This is a genomic window from Roseburia sp. OF03-24 (genome assembly GCF_003463035.1).
GTDB lineage: Bacteria > Bacillota > Clostridia > Lachnospirales > Lachnospiraceae > Roseburia > Roseburia rectibacter.
Genome location: NZ_QSCK01000012.1, coordinates 56,780 through 73,597, shown reverse-complemented (window position 1 = coordinate 73,597; position 16,818 = coordinate 56,780). Strand labels below are relative to the sequence as shown.

Annotated in this window: 30 protein-coding genes; all 30 read right to left on the bottom strand. The window is 40.7% G+C overall.

The genetic code is table 11. The features are described 5' to 3' along the window. Window positions 1–23: 23 nt before the first annotated feature. The 30 genes from rpsD to rpsJ all read right to left on the bottom strand — a co-directional run bounded on the left by rpsD (window position 24) and on the right by rpsJ (window position 15,542). Window positions 24–617 carry a 30S ribosomal protein S4 gene (rpsD, locus tag DXA60_RS07900; RefSeq protein ID WP_117920743.1) on the bottom strand — a complete coding sequence of 198 codons (594 nt, stop codon included), beginning with the start codon at window positions 615–617 and terminating at the stop codon, window positions 24–26. Window positions 618–636: 19 nt separating this feature from the next. Next, on the bottom strand, window positions 637–1,029 hold the full coding sequence (gene rpsK / locus DXA60_RS07895; RefSeq protein WP_006857845.1) for a 30S ribosomal protein S11: 393 nt from the start codon (window positions 1,027–1,029) through the stop codon (window positions 637–639). Window positions 1,030–1,146: 117 nt separating this feature from the next. Next, window positions 1,147–1,515 carry a 30S ribosomal protein S13 gene (rpsM, locus tag DXA60_RS07890; RefSeq protein WP_015560096.1) on the bottom strand — a complete coding sequence of 123 codons (369 nt, stop codon included), beginning with the start codon at window positions 1,513–1,515 and terminating at the stop codon, window positions 1,147–1,149. Window positions 1,516–1,861: 346 nt separating this feature from the next. Continuing rightward, a complete protein-coding gene (gene rpmJ, locus DXA60_RS07885) occupies window positions 1,862–1,975 on the bottom strand; it encodes a 50S ribosomal protein L36 (RefSeq protein ID WP_003022746.1) in 114 nt (37 codons plus the stop codon). 156 nt (window positions 1,976–2,131) lie between these two features. After that, window positions 2,132–2,350 (bottom strand): translation initiation factor IF-1, encoded by a 219-nt coding sequence (gene infA / locus DXA60_RS07880; protein ID WP_006857846.1) that lies wholly within the window; start codon window positions 2,348–2,350, stop codon window positions 2,132–2,134. Window positions 2,351–2,368: 18 nt separating this feature from the next. Next, window positions 2,369–2,632: a KOW domain-containing RNA-binding protein gene (locus tag DXA60_RS07875; RefSeq protein ID WP_117920742.1), complete on the bottom strand. Its 264-nt coding sequence runs from the start codon at window positions 2,630–2,632 to the stop codon at window positions 2,369–2,371. A gap of 34 nt (window positions 2,633–2,666) precedes the next feature. Beyond that, window positions 2,667–3,464, bottom strand: a complete 798-nt coding sequence (map, locus tag DXA60_RS07870; RefSeq protein WP_117920741.1) for a type I methionyl aminopeptidase — start codon at window positions 3,462–3,464, stop codon at window positions 2,667–2,669. A gap of 13 nt (window positions 3,465–3,477) precedes the next feature. Continuing rightward, a complete protein-coding gene (locus DXA60_RS07865) occupies window positions 3,478–4,122 on the bottom strand; it encodes an adenylate kinase (RefSeq protein ID WP_117920740.1) in 645 nt (214 codons plus the stop codon). Between the two features lie 207 nt (window positions 4,123–4,329). Beyond that, window positions 4,330–5,646, bottom strand: coding sequence for a preprotein translocase subunit SecY (gene secY / locus DXA60_RS07860; RefSeq protein WP_117920739.1), 1,317 nt, complete (start codon window positions 5,644–5,646; stop codon window positions 4,330–4,332). Beyond that, window positions 5,646–6,086: a 50S ribosomal protein L15 gene (gene rplO, locus DXA60_RS07855; RefSeq protein ID WP_006857851.1), complete on the bottom strand. Its 441-nt coding sequence runs from the start codon at window positions 6,084–6,086 to the stop codon at window positions 5,646–5,648. Before rplO ends, secY begins: the two co-directional genes overlap by 1 nt. A gap of 24 nt (window positions 6,087–6,110) precedes the next feature. Then, the gene (gene rpmD / locus DXA60_RS07850) at window positions 6,111–6,296 is read right to left on the bottom strand and encodes a 50S ribosomal protein L30 (RefSeq protein WP_006857852.1); all 186 of its coding nucleotides are present in this window, start codon (window positions 6,294–6,296) and stop codon (window positions 6,111–6,113) included. A gap of 14 nt (window positions 6,297–6,310) precedes the next feature. After that, complete coding sequence (gene rpsE, locus DXA60_RS07845) at window positions 6,311–6,820, bottom strand: 30S ribosomal protein S5 (RefSeq protein ID WP_006857853.1); 510 nt, start codon at window positions 6,818–6,820, stop codon at window positions 6,311–6,313. Between the two features lie 18 nt (window positions 6,821–6,838). After that, window positions 6,839–7,207: a 50S ribosomal protein L18 gene (rplR, locus tag DXA60_RS07840; protein ID WP_006857854.1), complete on the bottom strand. Its 369-nt coding sequence runs from the start codon at window positions 7,205–7,207 to the stop codon at window positions 6,839–6,841. A gap of 18 nt (window positions 7,208–7,225) precedes the next feature. After that, entirely contained in the window at window positions 7,226–7,765 is a 540-nt protein-coding gene (gene rplF, locus DXA60_RS07835; protein ID WP_044999228.1) for a 50S ribosomal protein L6, read from the bottom strand. A gap of 227 nt (window positions 7,766–7,992) precedes the next feature. Further along, complete coding sequence (gene rpsH / locus DXA60_RS07830) at window positions 7,993–8,394, bottom strand: 30S ribosomal protein S8 (protein ID WP_117920738.1); 402 nt, start codon at window positions 8,392–8,394, stop codon at window positions 7,993–7,995. A 60-nt stretch (window positions 8,395–8,454) separates the two neighbouring features. Beyond that, window positions 8,455–8,640, bottom strand: coding sequence for a type Z 30S ribosomal protein S14 (locus DXA60_RS07825; RefSeq protein ID WP_006857856.1), 186 nt, complete (start codon window positions 8,638–8,640; stop codon window positions 8,455–8,457). A 15-nt stretch (window positions 8,641–8,655) separates the two neighbouring features. Further along, window positions 8,656–9,195, bottom strand: coding sequence for a 50S ribosomal protein L5 (rplE, locus tag DXA60_RS07820; protein WP_006857857.1), 540 nt, complete (start codon window positions 9,193–9,195; stop codon window positions 8,656–8,658). Between the two features lie 22 nt (window positions 9,196–9,217). Beyond that, window positions 9,218–9,529 carry a 50S ribosomal protein L24 gene (rplX, locus tag DXA60_RS07815; RefSeq protein ID WP_006857858.1) on the bottom strand — a complete coding sequence of 104 codons (312 nt, stop codon included), beginning with the start codon at window positions 9,527–9,529 and terminating at the stop codon, window positions 9,218–9,220. A 12-nt stretch (window positions 9,530–9,541) separates the two neighbouring features. After that, window positions 9,542–9,910 (bottom strand): 50S ribosomal protein L14, encoded by a 369-nt coding sequence (gene rplN / locus DXA60_RS07810; protein WP_006857859.1) that lies wholly within the window; start codon window positions 9,908–9,910, stop codon window positions 9,542–9,544. A gap of 18 nt (window positions 9,911–9,928) precedes the next feature. Then, the gene (rpsQ, locus tag DXA60_RS07805; RefSeq protein WP_006857860.1) at window positions 9,929–10,186 is read right to left on the bottom strand and encodes a 30S ribosomal protein S17; all 258 of its coding nucleotides are present in this window, start codon (window positions 10,184–10,186) and stop codon (window positions 9,929–9,931) included. A 26-nt stretch (window positions 10,187–10,212) separates the two neighbouring features. Next, the gene (rpmC, locus tag DXA60_RS07800) at window positions 10,213–10,422 is read right to left on the bottom strand and encodes a 50S ribosomal protein L29 (RefSeq protein ID WP_006857861.1); all 210 of its coding nucleotides are present in this window, start codon (window positions 10,420–10,422) and stop codon (window positions 10,213–10,215) included. Then, on the bottom strand, window positions 10,412–10,849 hold the full coding sequence (gene rplP, locus DXA60_RS07795) for a 50S ribosomal protein L16 (protein ID WP_006857862.1): 438 nt from the start codon (window positions 10,847–10,849) through the stop codon (window positions 10,412–10,414). The genes rpmC and rplP overlap by 11 nt, the downstream gene beginning before the upstream one ends. Beyond that, the gene (gene rpsC, locus DXA60_RS07790; RefSeq protein ID WP_015560094.1) at window positions 10,849–11,505 is read right to left on the bottom strand and encodes a 30S ribosomal protein S3; all 657 of its coding nucleotides are present in this window, start codon (window positions 11,503–11,505) and stop codon (window positions 10,849–10,851) included. The genes rplP and rpsC overlap by 1 nt, the downstream gene beginning before the upstream one ends. Before the next feature lie 11 nt (window positions 11,506–11,516). After that, on the bottom strand, window positions 11,517–11,903 hold the full coding sequence (gene rplV / locus DXA60_RS07785) for a 50S ribosomal protein L22 (RefSeq protein WP_006857864.1): 387 nt from the start codon (window positions 11,901–11,903) through the stop codon (window positions 11,517–11,519). A 24-nt stretch (window positions 11,904–11,927) separates the two neighbouring features. Next, entirely contained in the window at window positions 11,928–12,209 is a 282-nt protein-coding gene (rpsS, locus tag DXA60_RS07780; RefSeq protein WP_006857865.1) for a 30S ribosomal protein S19, read from the bottom strand. A gap of 286 nt (window positions 12,210–12,495) precedes the next feature. Then, complete coding sequence (gene rplB, locus DXA60_RS07775; protein WP_117920737.1) at window positions 12,496–13,341, bottom strand: 50S ribosomal protein L2; 846 nt, start codon at window positions 13,339–13,341, stop codon at window positions 12,496–12,498. Window positions 13,342–13,407: 66 nt separating this feature from the next. Further along, window positions 13,408–13,707 (bottom strand): 50S ribosomal protein L23, encoded by a 300-nt coding sequence (gene rplW, locus DXA60_RS07770; protein ID WP_006857866.1) that lies wholly within the window; start codon window positions 13,705–13,707, stop codon window positions 13,408–13,410. Then, window positions 13,707–14,327, bottom strand: a complete 621-nt coding sequence (rplD, locus tag DXA60_RS07765) for a 50S ribosomal protein L4 (protein WP_117920736.1) — start codon at window positions 14,325–14,327, stop codon at window positions 13,707–13,709. Before rplD ends, rplW begins: the two co-directional genes overlap by 1 nt. 28 nt (window positions 14,328–14,355) lie before the next feature. Next, entirely contained in the window at window positions 14,356–15,039 is a 684-nt protein-coding gene (gene rplC / locus DXA60_RS07760) for a 50S ribosomal protein L3 (protein ID WP_117920735.1), read from the bottom strand. Window positions 15,040–15,224: 185 nt separating this feature from the next. Beyond that, window positions 15,225–15,542 carry a 30S ribosomal protein S10 gene (rpsJ, locus tag DXA60_RS07755; RefSeq protein ID WP_015560093.1) on the bottom strand — a complete coding sequence of 106 codons (318 nt, stop codon included), beginning with the start codon at window positions 15,540–15,542 and terminating at the stop codon, window positions 15,225–15,227. Window positions 15,543–16,818: the final 1,276 nt, after the last annotated feature.

The following is a 16,818-nucleotide window of genomic DNA, read 5'->3' as shown; positions in this document are numbered from 1 at the left end:
TTCTCGGGTAATTTGCTTAACTATTACTTAGAATATAACTCGACGATAAGCATCTCATCAACAGGAACGTCGATCTGCTCTCTGGAAGGTAATTCTTTTACAGTTCCCTGTAATTTCTCAGCGTCAACATCTAACCACTCCGGAACTAATCTTCCGCCGGTAACTTCAACGATGTCTTTCATTCTCTGAAGACCTTTGTTTTTCTCTTTGATCTCGATAACATCGCCAGCTTTTACTAAGTAAGAAGGAATGTTAACCTGTTTACCATTTACTAAGATAAATTTGTGGTCAACAATCTGTCTTGCTTCTTTTCTTGTTCTTGCGAATCCCATACGGAATACAACGTTATCTAATCTGGACTCTAACATGGTCATTAAGTTTGTACCAGTCATGCCCTTCATCTGATCAGCTTTCACATAGTAGTTGTGGAAAGGTTTTTCCAGAACACCATAGATGAATTTTGCTTTCTGTTTTTCTCTTAACTGAAGTCCGTACTCGGAAACTTTCTTATTTGCTCTCTTTAACTCTCTGTTGGATTTTTTATCATATCCAAGGTAACTTGGCTCTAAACCAAGTGATCTACATCTTTTCAGAACAGGAACTTTATTTACTGCCATCTTCGTCTTTCCCTCCTAATTAAACTCTTCTGCGTTTTGGTGGACGACATCCATTGTGAGGTACTGGAGTTACGTCTTTGATGCTGGTAACCTCAAGACCACATGCAGAAAGTGCACGGATCGCTGCTTCTCTTCCTGAACCCGGTCCTTTAACCATAACATCTACAGTCTTTAATCCGTGGATTAAAGCAGCCTTTGTAGCTGTCTCAGCTGCCATCTGTGCAGCATACGGAGTAGATTTCTTTGAACCTCTAAATCCAAGACCACCGGCACTTGCCCATGATAAAGCATTACCTTCAGCATCTGTGATAGTTACGATTGTATTGTTAAAAGATGACTGAATATGTGCCTGTCCGCGTTCAACGTTTTTCTTTACACGCTTTTTTGTCACTTTTTTTGTAACTTTAGCCATATCTAAACTAACCTACTTTCTCTAAAATATAAAATATCGACTGATACGAATTACTTCTGTTGCCAGAATTATTTTTTCTTGTTAGCAACAGTTCTCTGAAGCGTACCTCAGGAAACTTTATTTTTTCTTATTTGCAACGGTACGCTTTGGACCTTTACGGGTTCTTGCGTTTGTCTTTGTCTTCTGTCCACGAACCGGAAGACCTTTTCTGTGACGGATTCCACGATAGCATCCGATCTCCTGAAGTCTCTTGATATTGAAAGCGATCTCTCTTCTTAAATCACCTTCTACTAACTGAGTCTCATCGATTACTGCGCTGATTCTCTTTACTTCATCGTCTGTTAAATCTCTGACACGAGTATCAGGATTTACGTTTGCTGCTGCAAGGATACGGCTAGAGCTTGTTCTACCAATTCCGTAGATGTATGTCAAACCGATCTCGATGCGTTTTTCTCTTGGTAAATCTACACCTGCAATACGAGCCATGTGCTTTTTAACCTCCATTAATTCATCCGATGCATTCTGCACCTGTTATATTGTTTCATTTCTCAAATCACCTGACGTTGTGACTTTATTTCGGAAAATCATCTGAGACAGCTCCGTTGTCAGCGGCCTGAAATGTGTGTCCCATCCGTCTTTCTTCTTATTTGGATATGTCCCTTTATGTCCTCGGTATGTAGACATAAAAAAGCAGCTATCCCGGCTGTCTGATTATGATAACAGTGTGAACAACCCTACCAGGCGTTCCACTGCAGCCGCACATAATTTGGCGGGTTTCTGCTCATTAAAATGCGCATATTACCCCATTGGCACAAATATGACAAGAACTAAATCAACCCTGTCTCTGTTTGTGTTTCGGATTCTCACAGATAATTCTGATGCTTCCTTTTCTCTTGATGACTTTGCATTTTTCGCAAATAGGTTTAACTGATGATCTTACCTTCACAGCAAATCCTCCTTTCTTAACAAGGCTCTTTTTTGTGTTGTTGCACTGAAATATGCACGCACAAAAAGGCACTATCCAAAAGTGTCCGTCTAACATTATAGCACGGACACTGTTTAGAAGTCAACTATTATTTTGTATAAGATCTGTAATAAAATCTTATTTGTCTCTCCAGATGATTCTTCCCTTAGTCAGGTCATATGGAGACATCTCGATGGTAACTTTATCACCCGGTAAAATACGAATAAAGTTCATGCGAAGTTTTCCGCTGATGGTTGCTAAAATCTGATGTCCATTCTCTAACTCCACTTTAAAAAATGCGTTCGGGAGTTTCTCAACAACGGTTCCTTCTACTTCAATTACGTCTGCTTTTGACATTGAATAAATCCTCCTATTTTATGATTCCTGTCTGCCTTCATTTATACGGCAGTACTGTTTGATTGCTCTTTTTACTGTAAGATCTGATAAATTTTCATCCAGAATCTCCGTAACTTCTATCGGTAAATTTTTGATAATCTGAATATGCTTTGCATTTTTTTTCTTTGGCATATCCAGTGTACGGCTTGTTCCATTTACCAGATATACAGATTTTTCATCTTTTTCTTTGATAAGATAAATCTGATTTCTGTCGTGTCCCGACTTGGATTTTGCAAATTCCATTTCTGAAATATCCTCCGGTTCTTTTCTCTATGCTTTACAGAATTGGATCATTACTCCAGATTCCTTCGGCGATTTCAGAATCCGTAAGTGATAATATTTCCGGTTTTCCCTCCCGGATCAGTATGGTATTTTCATAATGAGCCGAAAGATCCATATCCTCTGTCACTACGGTCCAGTCATCATCCATCCATACGACTCTCTCTGTTCCCAGATTTATCATGGGTTCCACCGCTAATGTCATTCCGGCTTTCAGCTTAATGCCCCTGCGGAATTTGCGGTAATTCGGGATCTCCGGGTCCTCATGCATATGTGTACCGATTCCGTGTCCACATAAATCCCGTACCACACCATAGCCAAAACTCTCGGCATAATCACCGATCGCACCTGAAATATCATGCAGATGATTTCCTGCCACTGCATATTTCATTCCTTCAAAAAAGCTCTGTCTGGTACGTTCGATCAGAAGTCTTGCATCCTCAGTGATCTCGCCAACACCATGTGTCCTTGCGGCATCTGACTGATACCCTTTATAGATCACACCGGTATCAAGACTTACAATATCTCCCTCTTCAATGATTCTGTCTTTGCGCGGAATCCCGTGTACAACTTCTTCATTGATGGAGACACAGACGGATGCCGGATATCCCTGATAATTCTTAAAAGATGGTTCGCATCCAAAACTCCGAATCATTTCCTCCCCGATCCTGTCAATATCAAGTGTCGACATTCCGGGTTTTAATTCTTTTTTTAATCCCTCATGCACCTTTGCAAGAATCTTTCCTGCCTGGCGCATCAGTTCTATTTCCTGGGAAGATTTTATTGTTACAGCCATTACTCCGGTTCCTCTACTCGCCTAAAATCGCAACGATATCTGCAAATACCTTTTCCATCGGCTGCGTACCGTCAACTGTTTTTAAGATACTCTGTTTCTTGTAATAATCGATCAATGGCTGGGTCTGCTCATGATATACTGTAAGTCTTTTCTGAACGGTCTCCGGTTTATCATCATCTCTTAAGACAACCGGCTGTCCGCATCTGTCGCAGATTCCCTCTACCTTTGTTGGAATGGAAACAATGTGGTATGTAGCACCACAGTTTAAGCATGCGCGTCTTCCGCTCATACGATTTACGATGTTTTCATCCGGTACATCCACATCGATTGCATAATCCATTTTTTCATTGATCTTCTCAAGTGCAGCTGTAAGTGCTTCTGCCTGCGGAATAGTTCTTGGAAAACCATCAAGTATAAATCCATTCTCACAGTCATCCTGTCCGATTCTGTCCATAACAAGATCGCAGGTTAACTCATCCGGCACTAATAAACCCTGATCCATATACTGTTTTGCTTTCTTTCCAAGCTCGGTTCCATTCTTGATGTTTGCACGGAAAATATCACCGGTTGAGATATGCGGGATACGATATTTATCTGCAATCTGCTTCGCCTGTGTTCCTTTTCCTGCTCCCGGAGCTCCTAACATGATAATCTTCATAAAATTCTTCCTTCCTGCGTTGCTTTTTACGCATCTCAAGATTTGTGCGTAAGCACTAATCTTGCGTGTGAAAAATCTTATTTTTCACACTAATACCTCCATTGTCCAAAATACCTTCATCATACAAATATTGCTTATATAGGAAAGTAACGCTGAACTTTAAAAGCCCAGCGTTGCTCCTTTGCAAATCTGACTTACGCCGTCAGATTAATCATTTAAAAATCCTTTATAGTAACGAACACGCATCTGTGATTCGATCTGTTTTAATGTCTCAATGACAACACCTACAATAATTATGATAGATGTTCCACCAAATGATACATCGGCACCGAATACTCCGTTGAAGAAGATCGGAACGAATGCGATAAATGCAAGTGCTACTGCTCCTATAAATACAATGTAATTTAACATCCGGTTCAGATAATCACTGGTTGGTTTACCAGGTCTGATACCCGGAATAAATCCGCCGGCTTTCTTCATATTATTAGCAATCTCTAAGGGATTGAATGTAATTGAAGTATAGAAGTAAGCGAAAGCAATGATAAGTACGATGTATACCACCAATCCGATGGAATAAACCGGCTCATTCGGATTGCACCAGTTTGACTGGGACATTCCTTTTAAAATCTTGCTTCCGATACCGGTTCCGTTTCCTTTTCCAAGAAGACTTGCAATGATAACCGGTGTCTGCAACAAAGACTGTGCAAAGATAACCGGGATAACACCACCGGTATTAACCTTTAACGGGATATATGTTGACTGACCGCCAACCTGTTTTCTTCCCTGAATCTTTTTGGAATACTGAACCGGGATTCTTCTCTCGCCGCCCTGTAAGAATACGACAAATACGACCATTGCAACAATGATTGCAATAATGATTACTGCCGCAAGAATTCCCTTAGGTATGGATTTTCCTGTGATGAACTGCTGATACAGTGTACCCATATCATTTGGAATACGGGAGATGATGTTAATGGTAAGTACGATAGAAATACCATTTCCAACACCTTTTTCTGTAATACGCTCACCAATCCACATTAATACTGCTGATCCTGCAGTTAATGTGAAAATAATCATAATAATTGTAAGAATACCATCACTCTGTAACATCTGACCTCTCTTAAAGCTGATTGCCATTGCGATCGCTTCAATTAAAGCAAGAGCTACTGTAAGATATCTGGTAATCTCTGCAATCTTTTTACGTCCTTCTTCTCCGTCGCGCTGCATCTCTTCCAGTTTTGGAATTGCGATAGTGAGAAGCTGCATAATAATGGATGAAGTAATATACGGTGTAATGTTCAATGCAAAGATTGACATGTTATAGAATGATCCACCGGTAATTGCATCAAAAAATCCCATTCCATCTGCGGTCTGACTTGCAAACCAGTTTGAAAACAGTTCATTGTTAACACCAGGAATCGGAAGCTGGCTTCCGATCCTGATTACAACTAACATGAGAAATGTAAAAATAATTCTGTTTCGAATATCTTTAATCTTGAATGCATTACGGAGTGTTTCCAGCATTAGATCACCTCTGCTTTTCCACCAAGAGCCTCAATTTTTTCTTTTGCAGCTGCGCTGAATGCATTTGCCTGAACGGTGAGTTTCTTAGTAAGTTCGCCATTACCCAGAATCTTAACTCCATCTCTAGGATTTTTAACGATACCAGCCTCGATTAATGTCTCTACTGAAACAACGGAATCGTTCTCAAATGCCTCAAGGGCGGAAAGGTTGATTCCGATGATTGTCTTAGAGTTTCTGCATTTGAAACCTCTCTTTGGCAATCTTCTGTATAACGGCATCTGACCACCTTCAAAACCTGGTCTCGGAGCTCCGGAACGAGCTTTCTGTCCCTTGTGTCCCTTACCAGCAGTCTTACCGTTTCCTGAACCGTGTCCACGTCCTCTTCTGAAATTATCGCTATGTGCAGAACCTGCTGCTGCCTGTAAATTGGATAAGTCCATTACTGACACCTCCTTATCTTATTATTAGATCTCTTCTACCTTTACATAAGGTGCTACTTTACGAAGTGCACCTGCTGTTGCTGCGTTATCTGGCAGCTCAACAGTTTTATATAACTTATTCAGTCCAAGTGCTTCGATTGTTTTTTTGTTCTTCGGAACAGCACCGATTGTAGATTTTACAAGTGTTACTTTTAATTTCTTATCTGCCATCTTAAAACTCCTCCTTAACCTACAATCTCTTCAACTGATTTTCCACGAAGTTTTGCAACTTCTTCCGGGGATTTTAACTGACTTAAAGCATTGATTGTTGCAAGAACAACATTCTGCTTGTTGTTAGATCCCAGAGATTTTGTACGGATATTTTTAATACCAGCCAGCTCACATACGTTACGAGCAGGACCACCGGCGATGATACCAGTACCTTCTGGAGATTTCTTTAATAATACAGATGCACCTGTATGTTTTCCGGTAACATCATGTGTAACACTGCCAACCTCATCTAATTTTACAGTGATGAGTTTCTTCATAGCATCTTCTTTTCCTTTACGGATTGCTTCCGGAATCTCGGATGCTTTTCCTAAGCCAGCACCAACATGGCCATTGCCGTCGCCGACAACAACTAAAGCTGTAAAACGGAAGTTACGTCCACCTTTAACAACTTTTGTTACACGTTTAATTGATACCACTTTTTCGTTTAATTCTAATTGACTAGCATCAATGATTTCACGTTTCATGTTTTGCGTTTCCTCCTATTAAAAGTCTAAACCAGCTTCTCTTGCTGCTTCGGCTAATGCCTTTACTTTACCTGCATATATAAAGCCGCCTCTATCAAAGACAACCGTTGAAATACCCTTGTCTAAAGCTTTCTTTGCAATAACAGTACCAAGCTTAGCTGCTGCTTCGACGTTATTGGTCTTCTCTAACTCTGCTTTTACATCCTTATCAAGTGTAGATGCAGAAACAAGTGTATTTCCAACTGTATCGTCAATAATCTGAGCGTACATATGATTATTACTTCTGAAAACAGCCAGACGTGGTCTCATCGCTGTACCTGCAAGATGATGACGCATTCTTCTATGTTTGTTTTCGCGAACTGCTGTTCTTGATTTCTTACTAACCATTTTTCGTCACTCCTTTAATTATTTCTTACCAGTCTTACCAACTTTACGTCTAATAACTTCATCAGCATATTTGATACCTTTTCCTTTGTAAGGCTCAGGTCTTCTCTTATCTCTGATTTCAGCTGCGTATTGGCCAACTTTTTCTTTATCGATACCAGATACAATGATTTTATTTCCATCAACTTTGGACTCAAGTCCTTCAGGATCTTCCATCTCAACCGGATGAGAATATCCTAAGTTCAGTGTGAGCACTTTACCAGCTTTAGAAGCTCTGTAACCAACACCGTTAACCTCGAGTTCCTTGGTATATCCATTGGTAACACCAACAACCATGTTGTTGATCAGTGTTCTTGTTAATCCGTGTAAGGATTTCATTTTCTTCAAATCGTTAGGTCTTGTAACGATGATCTCGTCACCCTCTAATTTGATGTCCATCTCAGATGGAAGGGTTCTTTCCAGAGTTCCCTTAGGACCTTTTACAGTCACATGATTATTTTCTGCAATATCCACTGTAACACCAGCCGGAACTGCGATTGGCATTCTTCCTATACGTGACATGCCCGTACCTCCTAAATTTTTTTGTGACAACAGATCGCATGACCTGCCATCGTGAATGTATAATTGCGGCTTACGCCGTAGTTACCTGATTCTTTAAGAACCTTCTCTCCCAGGTTGCAATAACCCGGAAGAAATGAAAGTTTTAAATAACATTGTATGAAAGGCTTAAAATATACCGAAAGAACCGAAGGTTCTTTCAATTTTGTCCGTCCAATGGCGGGCAAAATTTACCATACGAATGCTAATACTTCGCCACCAACCTGAAGCTTTCTAGCCTCTTTATCAGTTACGATACCCTGGTTGGTAGAAAGGATTGCGATACCTAAACCGCCAAGTACTCTAGGAAGCTCATCCTTGCCTGCGTATACACGAAGACCTGGTTTAGAGATTCTCTTAAGTCCTGTGATGATCTTTTCATTCTTATCTGCACCATATTTTAATGTGATGCGGATTGTTTTGAAGTTACCATCTTCAACGATATCATATTTTTCGATATATCCTTCATCTACAAGAATATCTGCGATTGCGATTTTCATTTTAGATGCCGGAACATCAACTGTATCATGTTTAGCAGTGTTTGCGTTACGGATTCTTGTAAGCATATCTGCGATTGGATCACTTGTTGTCATGATGTATATTTCCTCCTTTATTAAGTTACTGTGCCGTACATGCCGGACACAGCCGTCTGATTACCAGCTTGCTTTCTTAACGCCTGGTATCTGGCCTTTGTATGCTAATTCACGGAAACATACTCTGCAGATTCCGTATTTTCTTAAAACAGAATGTGGACGTCCACAAATTTTGCAACGTGTGTAAGCTCTGGTAGAGAACTTTGGTTTACGCTGCTGTTTTACTTTCATAGATGTTTTAGCCATTAAAATTCCCTCCTATTATTTGGCGAACGGCATATTGAACAATGTCAATAACTCACGAGCTTCTTCGTCTGTTTTTGCTGTGGTAACGAAAATGATATCCATACCACGAACTTTATCAACTTTATCATACTCGATCTCCGGGAAGATTAACTGCTCTTTGATACCAAGGGCATAGTTTCCACGGCCGTCAAATGCATTCGGGTTAACACCTCTGAAGTCACGTACACGCGGTAATGCAAGGTTGATTAAACGATCCATAAACTCGTACATCTTCTCGCCACGCAGTGTTGTCTTACAACCGATTGCCATTCCTTCTCTGATCTTGAAGTTTGCAATCGCGTTTTTAGCTTTTGTAGGAACTGCTTTCTGACCTGTGATTGTCTCCATATCTTTGATTGCAGCTTCTAATAATTTTGCGTTCTCTTTTGCTTCGCCAACGCCCATGTTTACAACGATCTTATCGAGCTTCGGCACTTCCATGATATTTTTATATCCAAATTTTTTGATCATAGCATCTACGATCTCATTCTGGTACTGTTCTTTAAGTCTGCTCAACTGTTTTGCCTCCTCTCTTCAATTAATCGATCACTTCGCCTGTTTTCTTTGCGAAACGTACTTTTTTATCTCCATCCATCTTGAAACCTACGCGGGTAGCTGTTCCTTTGTGAAGATACATAACGTTTGAAATGTCAACAGGTCCCTCCTGATGGATGATACCACCCTGCTGATTAGCCATGCTTGGTTTTGCATGTTTTGTCACCATGTTGATACCCTCTACCAGAACGGTATTGTTCTTTGTATTTACAGCAATAACTTTGCCTTCTTTGTCTTTATCTTTACCAGCGATCACTTTGACCATATCGCCTTTTTTAATTTTCATGGTTGCCATATCCTGGTCCTCCTACAATACTTCCGGAGCTAAGGAAACAATTTTCATGAACTGTTTCTCACGAAGCTCTCTTGCTACTGGTCCAAAAATACGTGTTCCTCTTGGAGTTTTGTCATCTTTAATAATAACTGCTGCGTTTTCATCAAATTTGATATAAGAACCGTCTTTACGACGTGCGCCTTTTACTGAACGAACAACTACAGCTTTTACGACATCACCTTTTTTAACAACACCGCCTGGTGTTGCCTCTTTGACCGTAGCAACTACTACATCACCAATATTCGCATATCTTCTAGTAGATCCACCCATAACACGAATAACGAGTAACTCTCTTGCTCCTGTGTTATCGGCTACCTTAAGTCTACTTTCCTGTTGTACCATGCTTGTAGCCTCCTTTAATTATTTTGCTCTTTCCATGATTTCTACAAGTCTCCATCTCTTATCTTTCGATAATGGTCTTGTCTCCATAACTTTTACTTTATCACCGATCTTACATTCGTTATTCTCGTCATGAGCTTTTAATTTGTATGTTTTCTTAACGATCTTGTTGTAAAGAGGATGTCTTACGTTATCCTGGATTGCAACAGTGATTGTTTTATCCATCTTGTCGCTTACAACAATACCAACACGTGTTTTTCTAAGATTTCTTTCTTCCACGACCGATTAATCTCCTTTCTGGAATCCTACTGCGCAACTTTTTCTTTCTCAGTAATGATTGTCTGAATTCTTGCAATATTCTTTCTTACTTCTTTGATTCTGCTTGTGTTGTCCAGCTGATTCGTTGCGTTCTGGAATCTCAAATTGAAAAGTTCTTTTTTAGCTTCTACTAACTGCGCATTTAAGTCTGTTACAGACTGGCCTTTTAATTCTTCTAAATATTTACTAGTTTTCATTTGATACACCGCCTTCTAAATCTGCACGTGAAACTACTTTACATTTGCAAGGTAATTTGTGTGTAGCAAGACGTAACGCTTCTTTCGCAACGTCTTCCGGAACACCGGAGATTTCAAATAATACACGACCTGGTTTCACAACGGCTACCCAGTACTCTGGAGCACCCTTTCCTTTACCCATACGAACACCCATAGGTTTATGAGTAATTGGTTTCTCTGGGAAAATTTTGATCCAAACTTTACCACCACGTTTGATATATCTTGTCATCGCAACACGGGCTGCCTCGATCTGGTTTGCTTTGATCCAGCATGGCTCAGTTGAAATAATACCATACTCACCATAAGTGATCGTATTACCTCTTGTAGCCTTTCCGCTCATAGAGCCACGGAACTGTTTACGATGTTTTACTCTTTTTGGCATTAACATTACTGTACTCCTCCTTCCTTATTAGCTCTTGTAGGAAGTACCTCGCCTTTGTAGATCCAGACCTTAACACCAACTTTACCGTAGGTTGTATCTGCTTCAGCGAATCCATAATCAATATCAGCTCTTAATGTCTGAAGCGGAATAGTTCCCTCAGAGTAGAACTCTGTACGAGCCATATCAGCACCGCCAAGACGTCCGGAACAGGATGTTTTGATTCCCTTTGCTCCTGATTTCATGGTTCTTCCCATGCAGGATTTCATTGCTCTACGGAAAGAAACACGGTTTTCTAACTGTAATGCAATGTTCTCAGCTACTAACTGAGCATCACGATCCGGTCTTTTAACTTCTTTGATATCAACAACTAATTTCTTATCTGTGAATTTCTGAACTTCGCCTTTGATCTTCTCGATCTCAGCTCCGCCTTTTCCGATTACTACACCTGGTTTAGCTGTGTAGATGATAACTTTCACACGGTCAGATGCTCTTTCGATCTCAATCTTAGAAACACCTGCTGCATATAATTTCTTTTTCAGATATGTTCTGATATTGTAATCTTCTACTAAGAAATCTGCAAAATCTGCTTCCGCATACCACTTAGAGTCCCAGTCTTTGATAACGCCGACTCTTAAGCCATGTGGATTAACTTTCTGTCCCATATTTGACCTCCTTATTTCTCGTCAAGCACGATTGTGATGTGGCTCATTCTCTTTTCGATTCTGTAAGCTCTACCCTGTGCTCTCGGTCTGATTCTCTTCATTGTCGGTCCTTTATTTGCGTAGCACTCTGCAACATAAAGGTTTTCTGCTTTCATTCCATTGTTGTTTTCAGCGTTTGCGATTGCTGACTCTAATAATTTCTTTACTAAGCTTGAAGCATATCTTGGATTGTATGTTACAATAGCTAATGCTGTCTGAACATCCTTTCCACGGATTGCGTCTAATACGAAACAAGCTTTCTGAACAGACACTCTTGCGTAAGATAACTTAGCGGAAGGTCTGGTATCTTTTACTTCATTTCTTTCTCTTTTAATCTGACTTCTATGTCCCTTAGCCATGGATGAAACCTCCTTTCAAATATCTTATCTAACGCCTGATTTCTTTTCGTCTTTTCCATGTCCTCTGTAAGTTCTTGTTGCAACGAACTCACCAAGTTTATGTCCAACCATATCTTCTGTTACATATACAGGTACATGTTTTCTTCCGTCATGAACAGCGATGGTATGACCAACGAACTGAGGGAAGATTGTAGAACGACGTGACCATGTCTTAATAACAGATTTGTCACCAGATGCATTCATAGCGTCTACTTTTTTCAGCAGGCTGGCATCAGCGAATGGTCCTTTTTTTAATGAACGAGCCATAATTTACCTCCTATTTTGTCAGTCCCCTTTACACACTGCCGTGTGTTTCCTCGGACTCCGAACATCTTGTTTATTATATCAGAGATTACCGGAAGAAGCAAGCAAAACTTCTCCCGGTTTTCTAATTTTTTATTATTTTTTCAAAGACCGGAAGAAACAGTTTCTGCTCCTCATCCAGTCACCGTTGCAATTTCAAAAAACACATCTGTTTTTATCAGTTATTGCCACGAACCGGAAGAAGCGCTTTCTGCTTCTTCCAAGCCTTAAAATAATAAGCCCCAGCTTATTATTTTAAGGCTTTACCATCTCTACGTCTTACGATTAACTTGTTAGAAGCTTTATTCTTCTTTCTAGTCTTAAGACCAAGAGCAGGTTTACCCCAAGGAGTACATGGACCCGGACGTCCGATCGGAGCACGTCCTTCACCACCTCCGTGTGGATGGTCATTCGGGTTCATAACAGAACCACGAACTGTCGGGCGAACACCCATGTGACGTTTACGTCCTGCTTTACCGATGTTAACTAAGTTGTGATCACCGTTTCCGATAACACCGATGGTTGCGCGGCATTTTAAAGGTACCATACGCATTTCGCCTGAAGGAAGACGAAGTGTTGCATATTTTCCTTCTTTAGCCATTAACTGAGCGCTCATACCAGCGGAACGAACTAACTGTCCACCCTTACCCGGATATAACTCGATGTTGTGTACCTGAGTACCAACCGGGATATTCTCAAGTGGTAAGCAGTTACCAACACGAACTTCTGCAGTTGCACCGCTCATAACTGTCATGCCGTCTGTTAAACCAGCCGGAGCAAGGATATATGCTTTCTCGCCATCTGCATAGCAGATCAAAGCGATGTTAGCTGTTCTGTTCGGATCGTACTCGATTCCGACTACTTTAGCCGGGATTCCGTCTTTACCGTTTCTCTTGAAATCGATAACTCTGTATTTTCTTCTGTTTCCACCGCCATGGTGTCTTACAGTGATTTTACCCTGATTGTTACGACCAGCGTTCTTCTTTAAAGAAGTTACCAGTGATTTTTCCGGAGTTGTTTTTGTGATCTCGGAGAAATCAGAGCCAGTCATATTTCTTCTGGAAGGTGTATATGGGTTATATGTCTTAATTCCCATTGTTGTTCTCCTTTCGATGTTTGTTATCGCGCATCGCTGCGCTTAGTTTGCTATCTAAAGTATATCTTACAGTCCAGCGAAGATCTCGATATCTTTGCTGTCTTCTGTTAACTGAACGATAGCTTTCTTTGTCTTAGCAGTTTTTCCATAAACCATGCCACGTCTTTTGTTCTTTCCATCCATGTTCATGGTGTTAACGCTGGCAACTTTTGTGCCCTCGAACATTTTCTCAACTGCTTCTTTGATCATGGTCTTATTTGCTTCCGGATGAACTAAGAAAGTATATTTCTTCTCAGCCATAGCTGCCATGGATTTCTCGGTAATAACCGGTTTGAGGATTACATCATAATACTGTACGTTTGCCATTATGCATACACCTCCTCGATAGTCTTAACAGCGTCTTTTGTTACAACAACTGTATCATATTTTAATACATCAAATACGTTTAACTCGTTTGTCTGAGCAGTTTTAACAGTCGGAACGTTGCTTGCAGATTTGATCACGTTTGCATCCATATCGTTTAATACAACTAATGCTTTCTCAACTTTTAAGTTGTTCAGAACCTGAACGAAGTTCTTTGTCTTAATGGAGTCAAGTTTTAACTCATCAACAACGATGAGCTTGCTCTCATTTACTCTGGATGTGAGTGCAGATTTTAATGCTGCTCTCTTCTCTTTTTTGTTTAATTTGAAAGAGTAGTCTCTTGGTACCGGAGCAAATACAACTCCACCATGAGTCCACTGTGGAGCTCTTGTTGAACCCTGTCTTGCATGACCGGTTCCTTTCTGTCTCCATGGTTTTCTACCACCACCGCGAACTTCAGAACGTGTTTTTGCTTTCTGAGTTCCCTGACGGTTATTTGCAAGCTGCTGAAGTACTGCCATGTGTACAAGATGCTCGTTAACTTCTACTCCGAAAACAGCATCGTTTAACTCCAGGCTTCCTACTTCTTTGCCTTCCATATTATAAACAGCTACGTTAGCCATTGTTGTTTCCTCCTTTCCTATCTAAGCACTATTTACCTGCTTTTACAGTTTCTTTGATTGTTACCATGCATTTCTTAGCGCCTGGTACAGCACCTTTAACTAAGAGCAGGTTGTTCTCAGCGTCAACTCTTACAACTTCAAGATTCTGTGTTGTAACTTTTACGCTTCCCATATGTCCAGGCATTCCTTTTCCTTTGAATACACGGCTCGGTGAAGAACATGCACCGTTAGAACCCTGATGACGATGGAATTTAGAACCATGAGCCATAGGACCTCTATGCTGTCCTAATCTCTTGATAGCGCCCTGGAAACCTTTACCTTTGGAAATTGCAGTAGCGTCGATCTTGTCGCCCTCTGCAAAAATATCAGCTTTGATAACATCTCCAAGTTTGTACTCGTCTGCGTTCTCAAATTTGAACTCTCTGACATATCTCTTTCCGGATACACCAGCTTTTGCAAAGTGTCCCATCTGAGCTTTGTTTACGCCATGTCTGTTTCTGATTTCTTTCTTACCATTTGCATCTTTGCTGACAACTTTTTCTTTCTTGTCTGCAAATGCAACCTGAACCGCGCTGTATCCGTCGTTCTCTACAGTTTTGATCTGTGTTACGGAGCAAGGACCAGCTTCCAATACAGTAACCGGCACTAATACGCCGTCTGCGTTGAAGATTTGAGTCATTCCGACTTTTGTTGCTAAAATCGCTTTCTTCATTCTTTTACCTCCTGTTTACTCTACAGCGGAACGCTTCATGCCCATCGATGTGGGGTAGCGGAACCGTTCATCCTAGAAAGTCCATATAAGTGGATGTGGAAAACCACATAGAATGGAGGCTGATGCCGAACATTCTTTGCTTCTATATAAAACCCTTCAGGATATTAACAAATTTGTTTGAAGAATTATTTGTTCTTCATTTTGATATCGATGTATACACCAGCCGGCATCTCTAAACGAGATAAAGCATCAACTGTTTTCTGAGTTGGTGTTACGATATCGATCAGTCTTTTATGAGTTCTCTGCTCGAACTGCTCGCGGGAATCCTTATATTTGTGAGTAGCTCTTAAGATAGTAACTACTTCCTTCTTAGTAGGAAGAGGTACCGGTCCGCTCACCTGTGATCCGTTCTTCTTTACAGTCTCGATGATTTTTTTTGCTGATGAATCTACTAATTCGTGATCATAAGCTTTTAATGTGATTCTCATTACTTGACTTGCCATAAAAAAAGTCGCCTCCTTTTCGCACTTTTGCAAGCGATAAACTCGCTTTGGTACGACAAGCGGTGACTGCACACATTCCCGTGCGTATCATGAGCTTTTACCCATAAAAAGAAACTTCTTTGCACCATCGAATGCTTAAAGTTCTTCTGACAGCCTTCCGGTCTGCCCGCACGTTGTTTCTACTTTGTAGATGTTACTCGTATACAGTGACTTGTCGCCAGTTTCCTAACTTGACATTCGCTCCACGGAAAACCTGCCATATCGGCAGCAACCTCACGCTTCTACGCTATCAATGTCACAGCAATGCTTAGTATACACGATGATTTGCAGAAATGCAAGTACTTTTTTCACTTTTTGTGTTTCTTCTATTATAGAAGATACTCATCAAATGATGATTTGTGGTTGTGATGTGAGTTTCCCTGTGTAGGGTGGTTCTGGGGGTGTTACGATTGGCAAATTGCATCAAGCCGGGACTGTTTTGTTCCGTTGTCCGAAAATAAGGCAATCTAGGTCTGCCTGCTTAGGTTGTGGTGGAGTGACGTGTGCGTCCTAAATGTGCCGTCCGGGCACATTAGGACTTGTGCTGCCGTCCATGGCAGCACAACACTGTGTTACGAACAGGCAGACTAAGATTGCCTAATTTTCTTCCAAAGTCACAAAACAAGTCCCGGTTTGATGCGATTTGCCAGCCGCAAGGTTGTGAACCACCCTTCGCTGGGGAACTCATTTTACAACCTTGGGTAGTGCGTAAATTTTTAGTGTTTTATGTGTGAATCTGATTAAAAAATATTCTGCGTTATTAGTCTGGTGATTTATGAAACTATTATTGTATTTTAAAACTGCTGTTAAGCAAAATAATGCAGAATGAATTTTTAGTCTGCAAAGCGGAAAAGTGAGGTGTAGTGGACTATACTGTTTGATAACAATACAGCAGATTAAGATTCTAGCAAGTCATCAGGCTGAATATCAATGATACAGCACCTTAGGATTTTAAGCATATTTTCATTCGTGCGAATATCAAAAATCCACACCTACGCCCCAGTTTTGAGATGAACCTCCCACTCAAATGGTGTTCACAACCTGACAGCTGGCATCTTGCGCAAAGCCGAAGCTGATTTTGTGACTTTGGGAGAAAATTAGAAAATCTTAGTGTGTCTGTAGTTACACAGTGATGTTCTGCCATGGATGGCAGAACAAGGCAGCATCGAGTCATGGATGACTCGTTGTTGCCGTTCACGTCACTTCGCGAAAATCTAACTCAGACACACTTAGACTT

Coding starts and splice junctions, on each gene's coding strand:
- rpsD (WP_117920743.1), bottom strand. CDS start 617: ATGGCAGTAAATAAAGTTCCTGTTCTGAAAAGATGTAGATCACTTGGT.
- rpsK (WP_006857845.1), bottom strand. CDS start 1,029: ATGGCTAAAGTTACAAAAAAAGTGACAAAAAAGCGTGTAAAGAAAAAC.
- rpsM (WP_015560096.1), bottom strand. CDS start 1,515: ATGGCTCGTATTGCAGGTGTAGATTTACCAAGAGAAAAACGCATCGAG.
- infA (WP_006857846.1), bottom strand. CDS start 2,350: ATGTCAAAAGCAGACGTAATTGAAGTAGAAGGAACCGTTGTTGAGAAA.
- DXA60_RS07875 (WP_117920742.1), bottom strand. CDS start 2,632: ATGGAATTTGCAAAATCCAAGTCGGGACACGACAGAAATCAGATTTAT.
- map (WP_117920741.1), bottom strand. CDS start 3,464: ATGGCTGTAACAATAAAATCTTCCCAGGAAATAGAACTGATGCGCCAG.
- DXA60_RS07865 (WP_117920740.1), bottom strand. CDS start 4,122: ATGAAGATTATCATGTTAGGAGCTCCGGGAGCAGGAAAAGGAACACAG.
- secY (WP_117920739.1), bottom strand. CDS start 5,646: ATGCTGGAAACACTCCGTAATGCATTCAAGATTAAAGATATTCGAAAC.
- rplO (WP_006857851.1), bottom strand. CDS start 6,086: ATGGACTTATCCAATTTACAGGCAGCAGCAGGTTCTGCACATAGCGAT.
- rpmD (WP_006857852.1), bottom strand. CDS start 6,296: ATGGCAGATAAGAAATTAAAAGTAACACTTGTAAAATCTACAATCGGT.
- rpsE (WP_006857853.1), bottom strand. CDS start 6,820: ATGAAACGTGAAATCATTGATGCTAGTCAATTAGAATTAAACGAAAAA.
- rplR (WP_006857854.1), bottom strand. CDS start 7,207: ATGGTTAGTAAGAAATCAAGAACAGCAGTTCGCGAAAACAAACATAGA.
- rplF (WP_044999228.1), bottom strand. CDS start 7,765: ATGTCACGTATAGGAAGAATGCCAATCGCAGTTCCGGCTGGTGTTACA.
- rpsH (WP_117920738.1), bottom strand. CDS start 8,394: ATGACAACAAGTGATCCAATCGCAGATATGCTTACAAGAATCCGTAAC.
- DXA60_RS07825 (WP_006857856.1), bottom strand. CDS start 8,640: ATGGCTAAAACATCTATGAAAGTAAAACAGCAGCGTAAACCAAAGTTC.
- rplX (WP_006857858.1), bottom strand. CDS start 9,529: ATGGCAACCATGAAAATTAAAAAAGGCGATATGGTCAAAGTGATCGCT.
- rplN (WP_006857859.1), bottom strand. CDS start 9,910: ATGGTACAACAGGAAAGTAGACTTAAGGTAGCCGATAACACAGGAGCA.
- rpmC (WP_006857861.1), bottom strand. CDS start 10,422: ATGAAAACTAGTAAATATTTAGAAGAATTAAAAGGCCAGTCTGTAACA.
- rplP (WP_006857862.1), bottom strand. CDS start 10,849: ATGTTAATGCCAAAAAGAGTAAAACATCGTAAACAGTTCCGTGGCTCT.
- rpsC (WP_015560094.1), bottom strand. CDS start 11,505: ATGGGACAGAAAGTTAATCCACATGGCTTAAGAGTCGGCGTTATCAAA.
- rplV (WP_006857864.1), bottom strand. CDS start 11,903: ATGGCTAAGGGACATAGAAGTCAGATTAAAAGAGAAAGAAATGAAGTA.
- rpsS (WP_006857865.1), bottom strand. CDS start 12,209: ATGGCTCGTTCATTAAAAAAAGGACCATTCGCTGATGCCAGCCTGCTG.
- rplB (WP_117920737.1), bottom strand. CDS start 13,341: ATGGGAATTAAGACATATAACCCATATACACCTTCCAGAAGAAATATG.
- rplW (WP_006857866.1), bottom strand. CDS start 13,707: ATGGCAAACGTACAGTATTATGATGTAATCCTCAAACCGGTTATTACC.
- rplD (WP_117920736.1), bottom strand. CDS start 14,327: ATGGCTAACGTAGCTGTTTATAATATGGAAGGCAAAGAAGTAGGAAGC.
- rplC (WP_117920735.1), bottom strand. CDS start 15,039: ATGAAGAAAGCGATTTTAGCAACAAAAGTCGGAATGACTCAAATCTTC.
- rpsJ (WP_015560093.1), bottom strand. CDS start 15,542: ATGGCAAGTCAAGTAATGAGAATCACATTAAAAGCTTATGATCACGAA.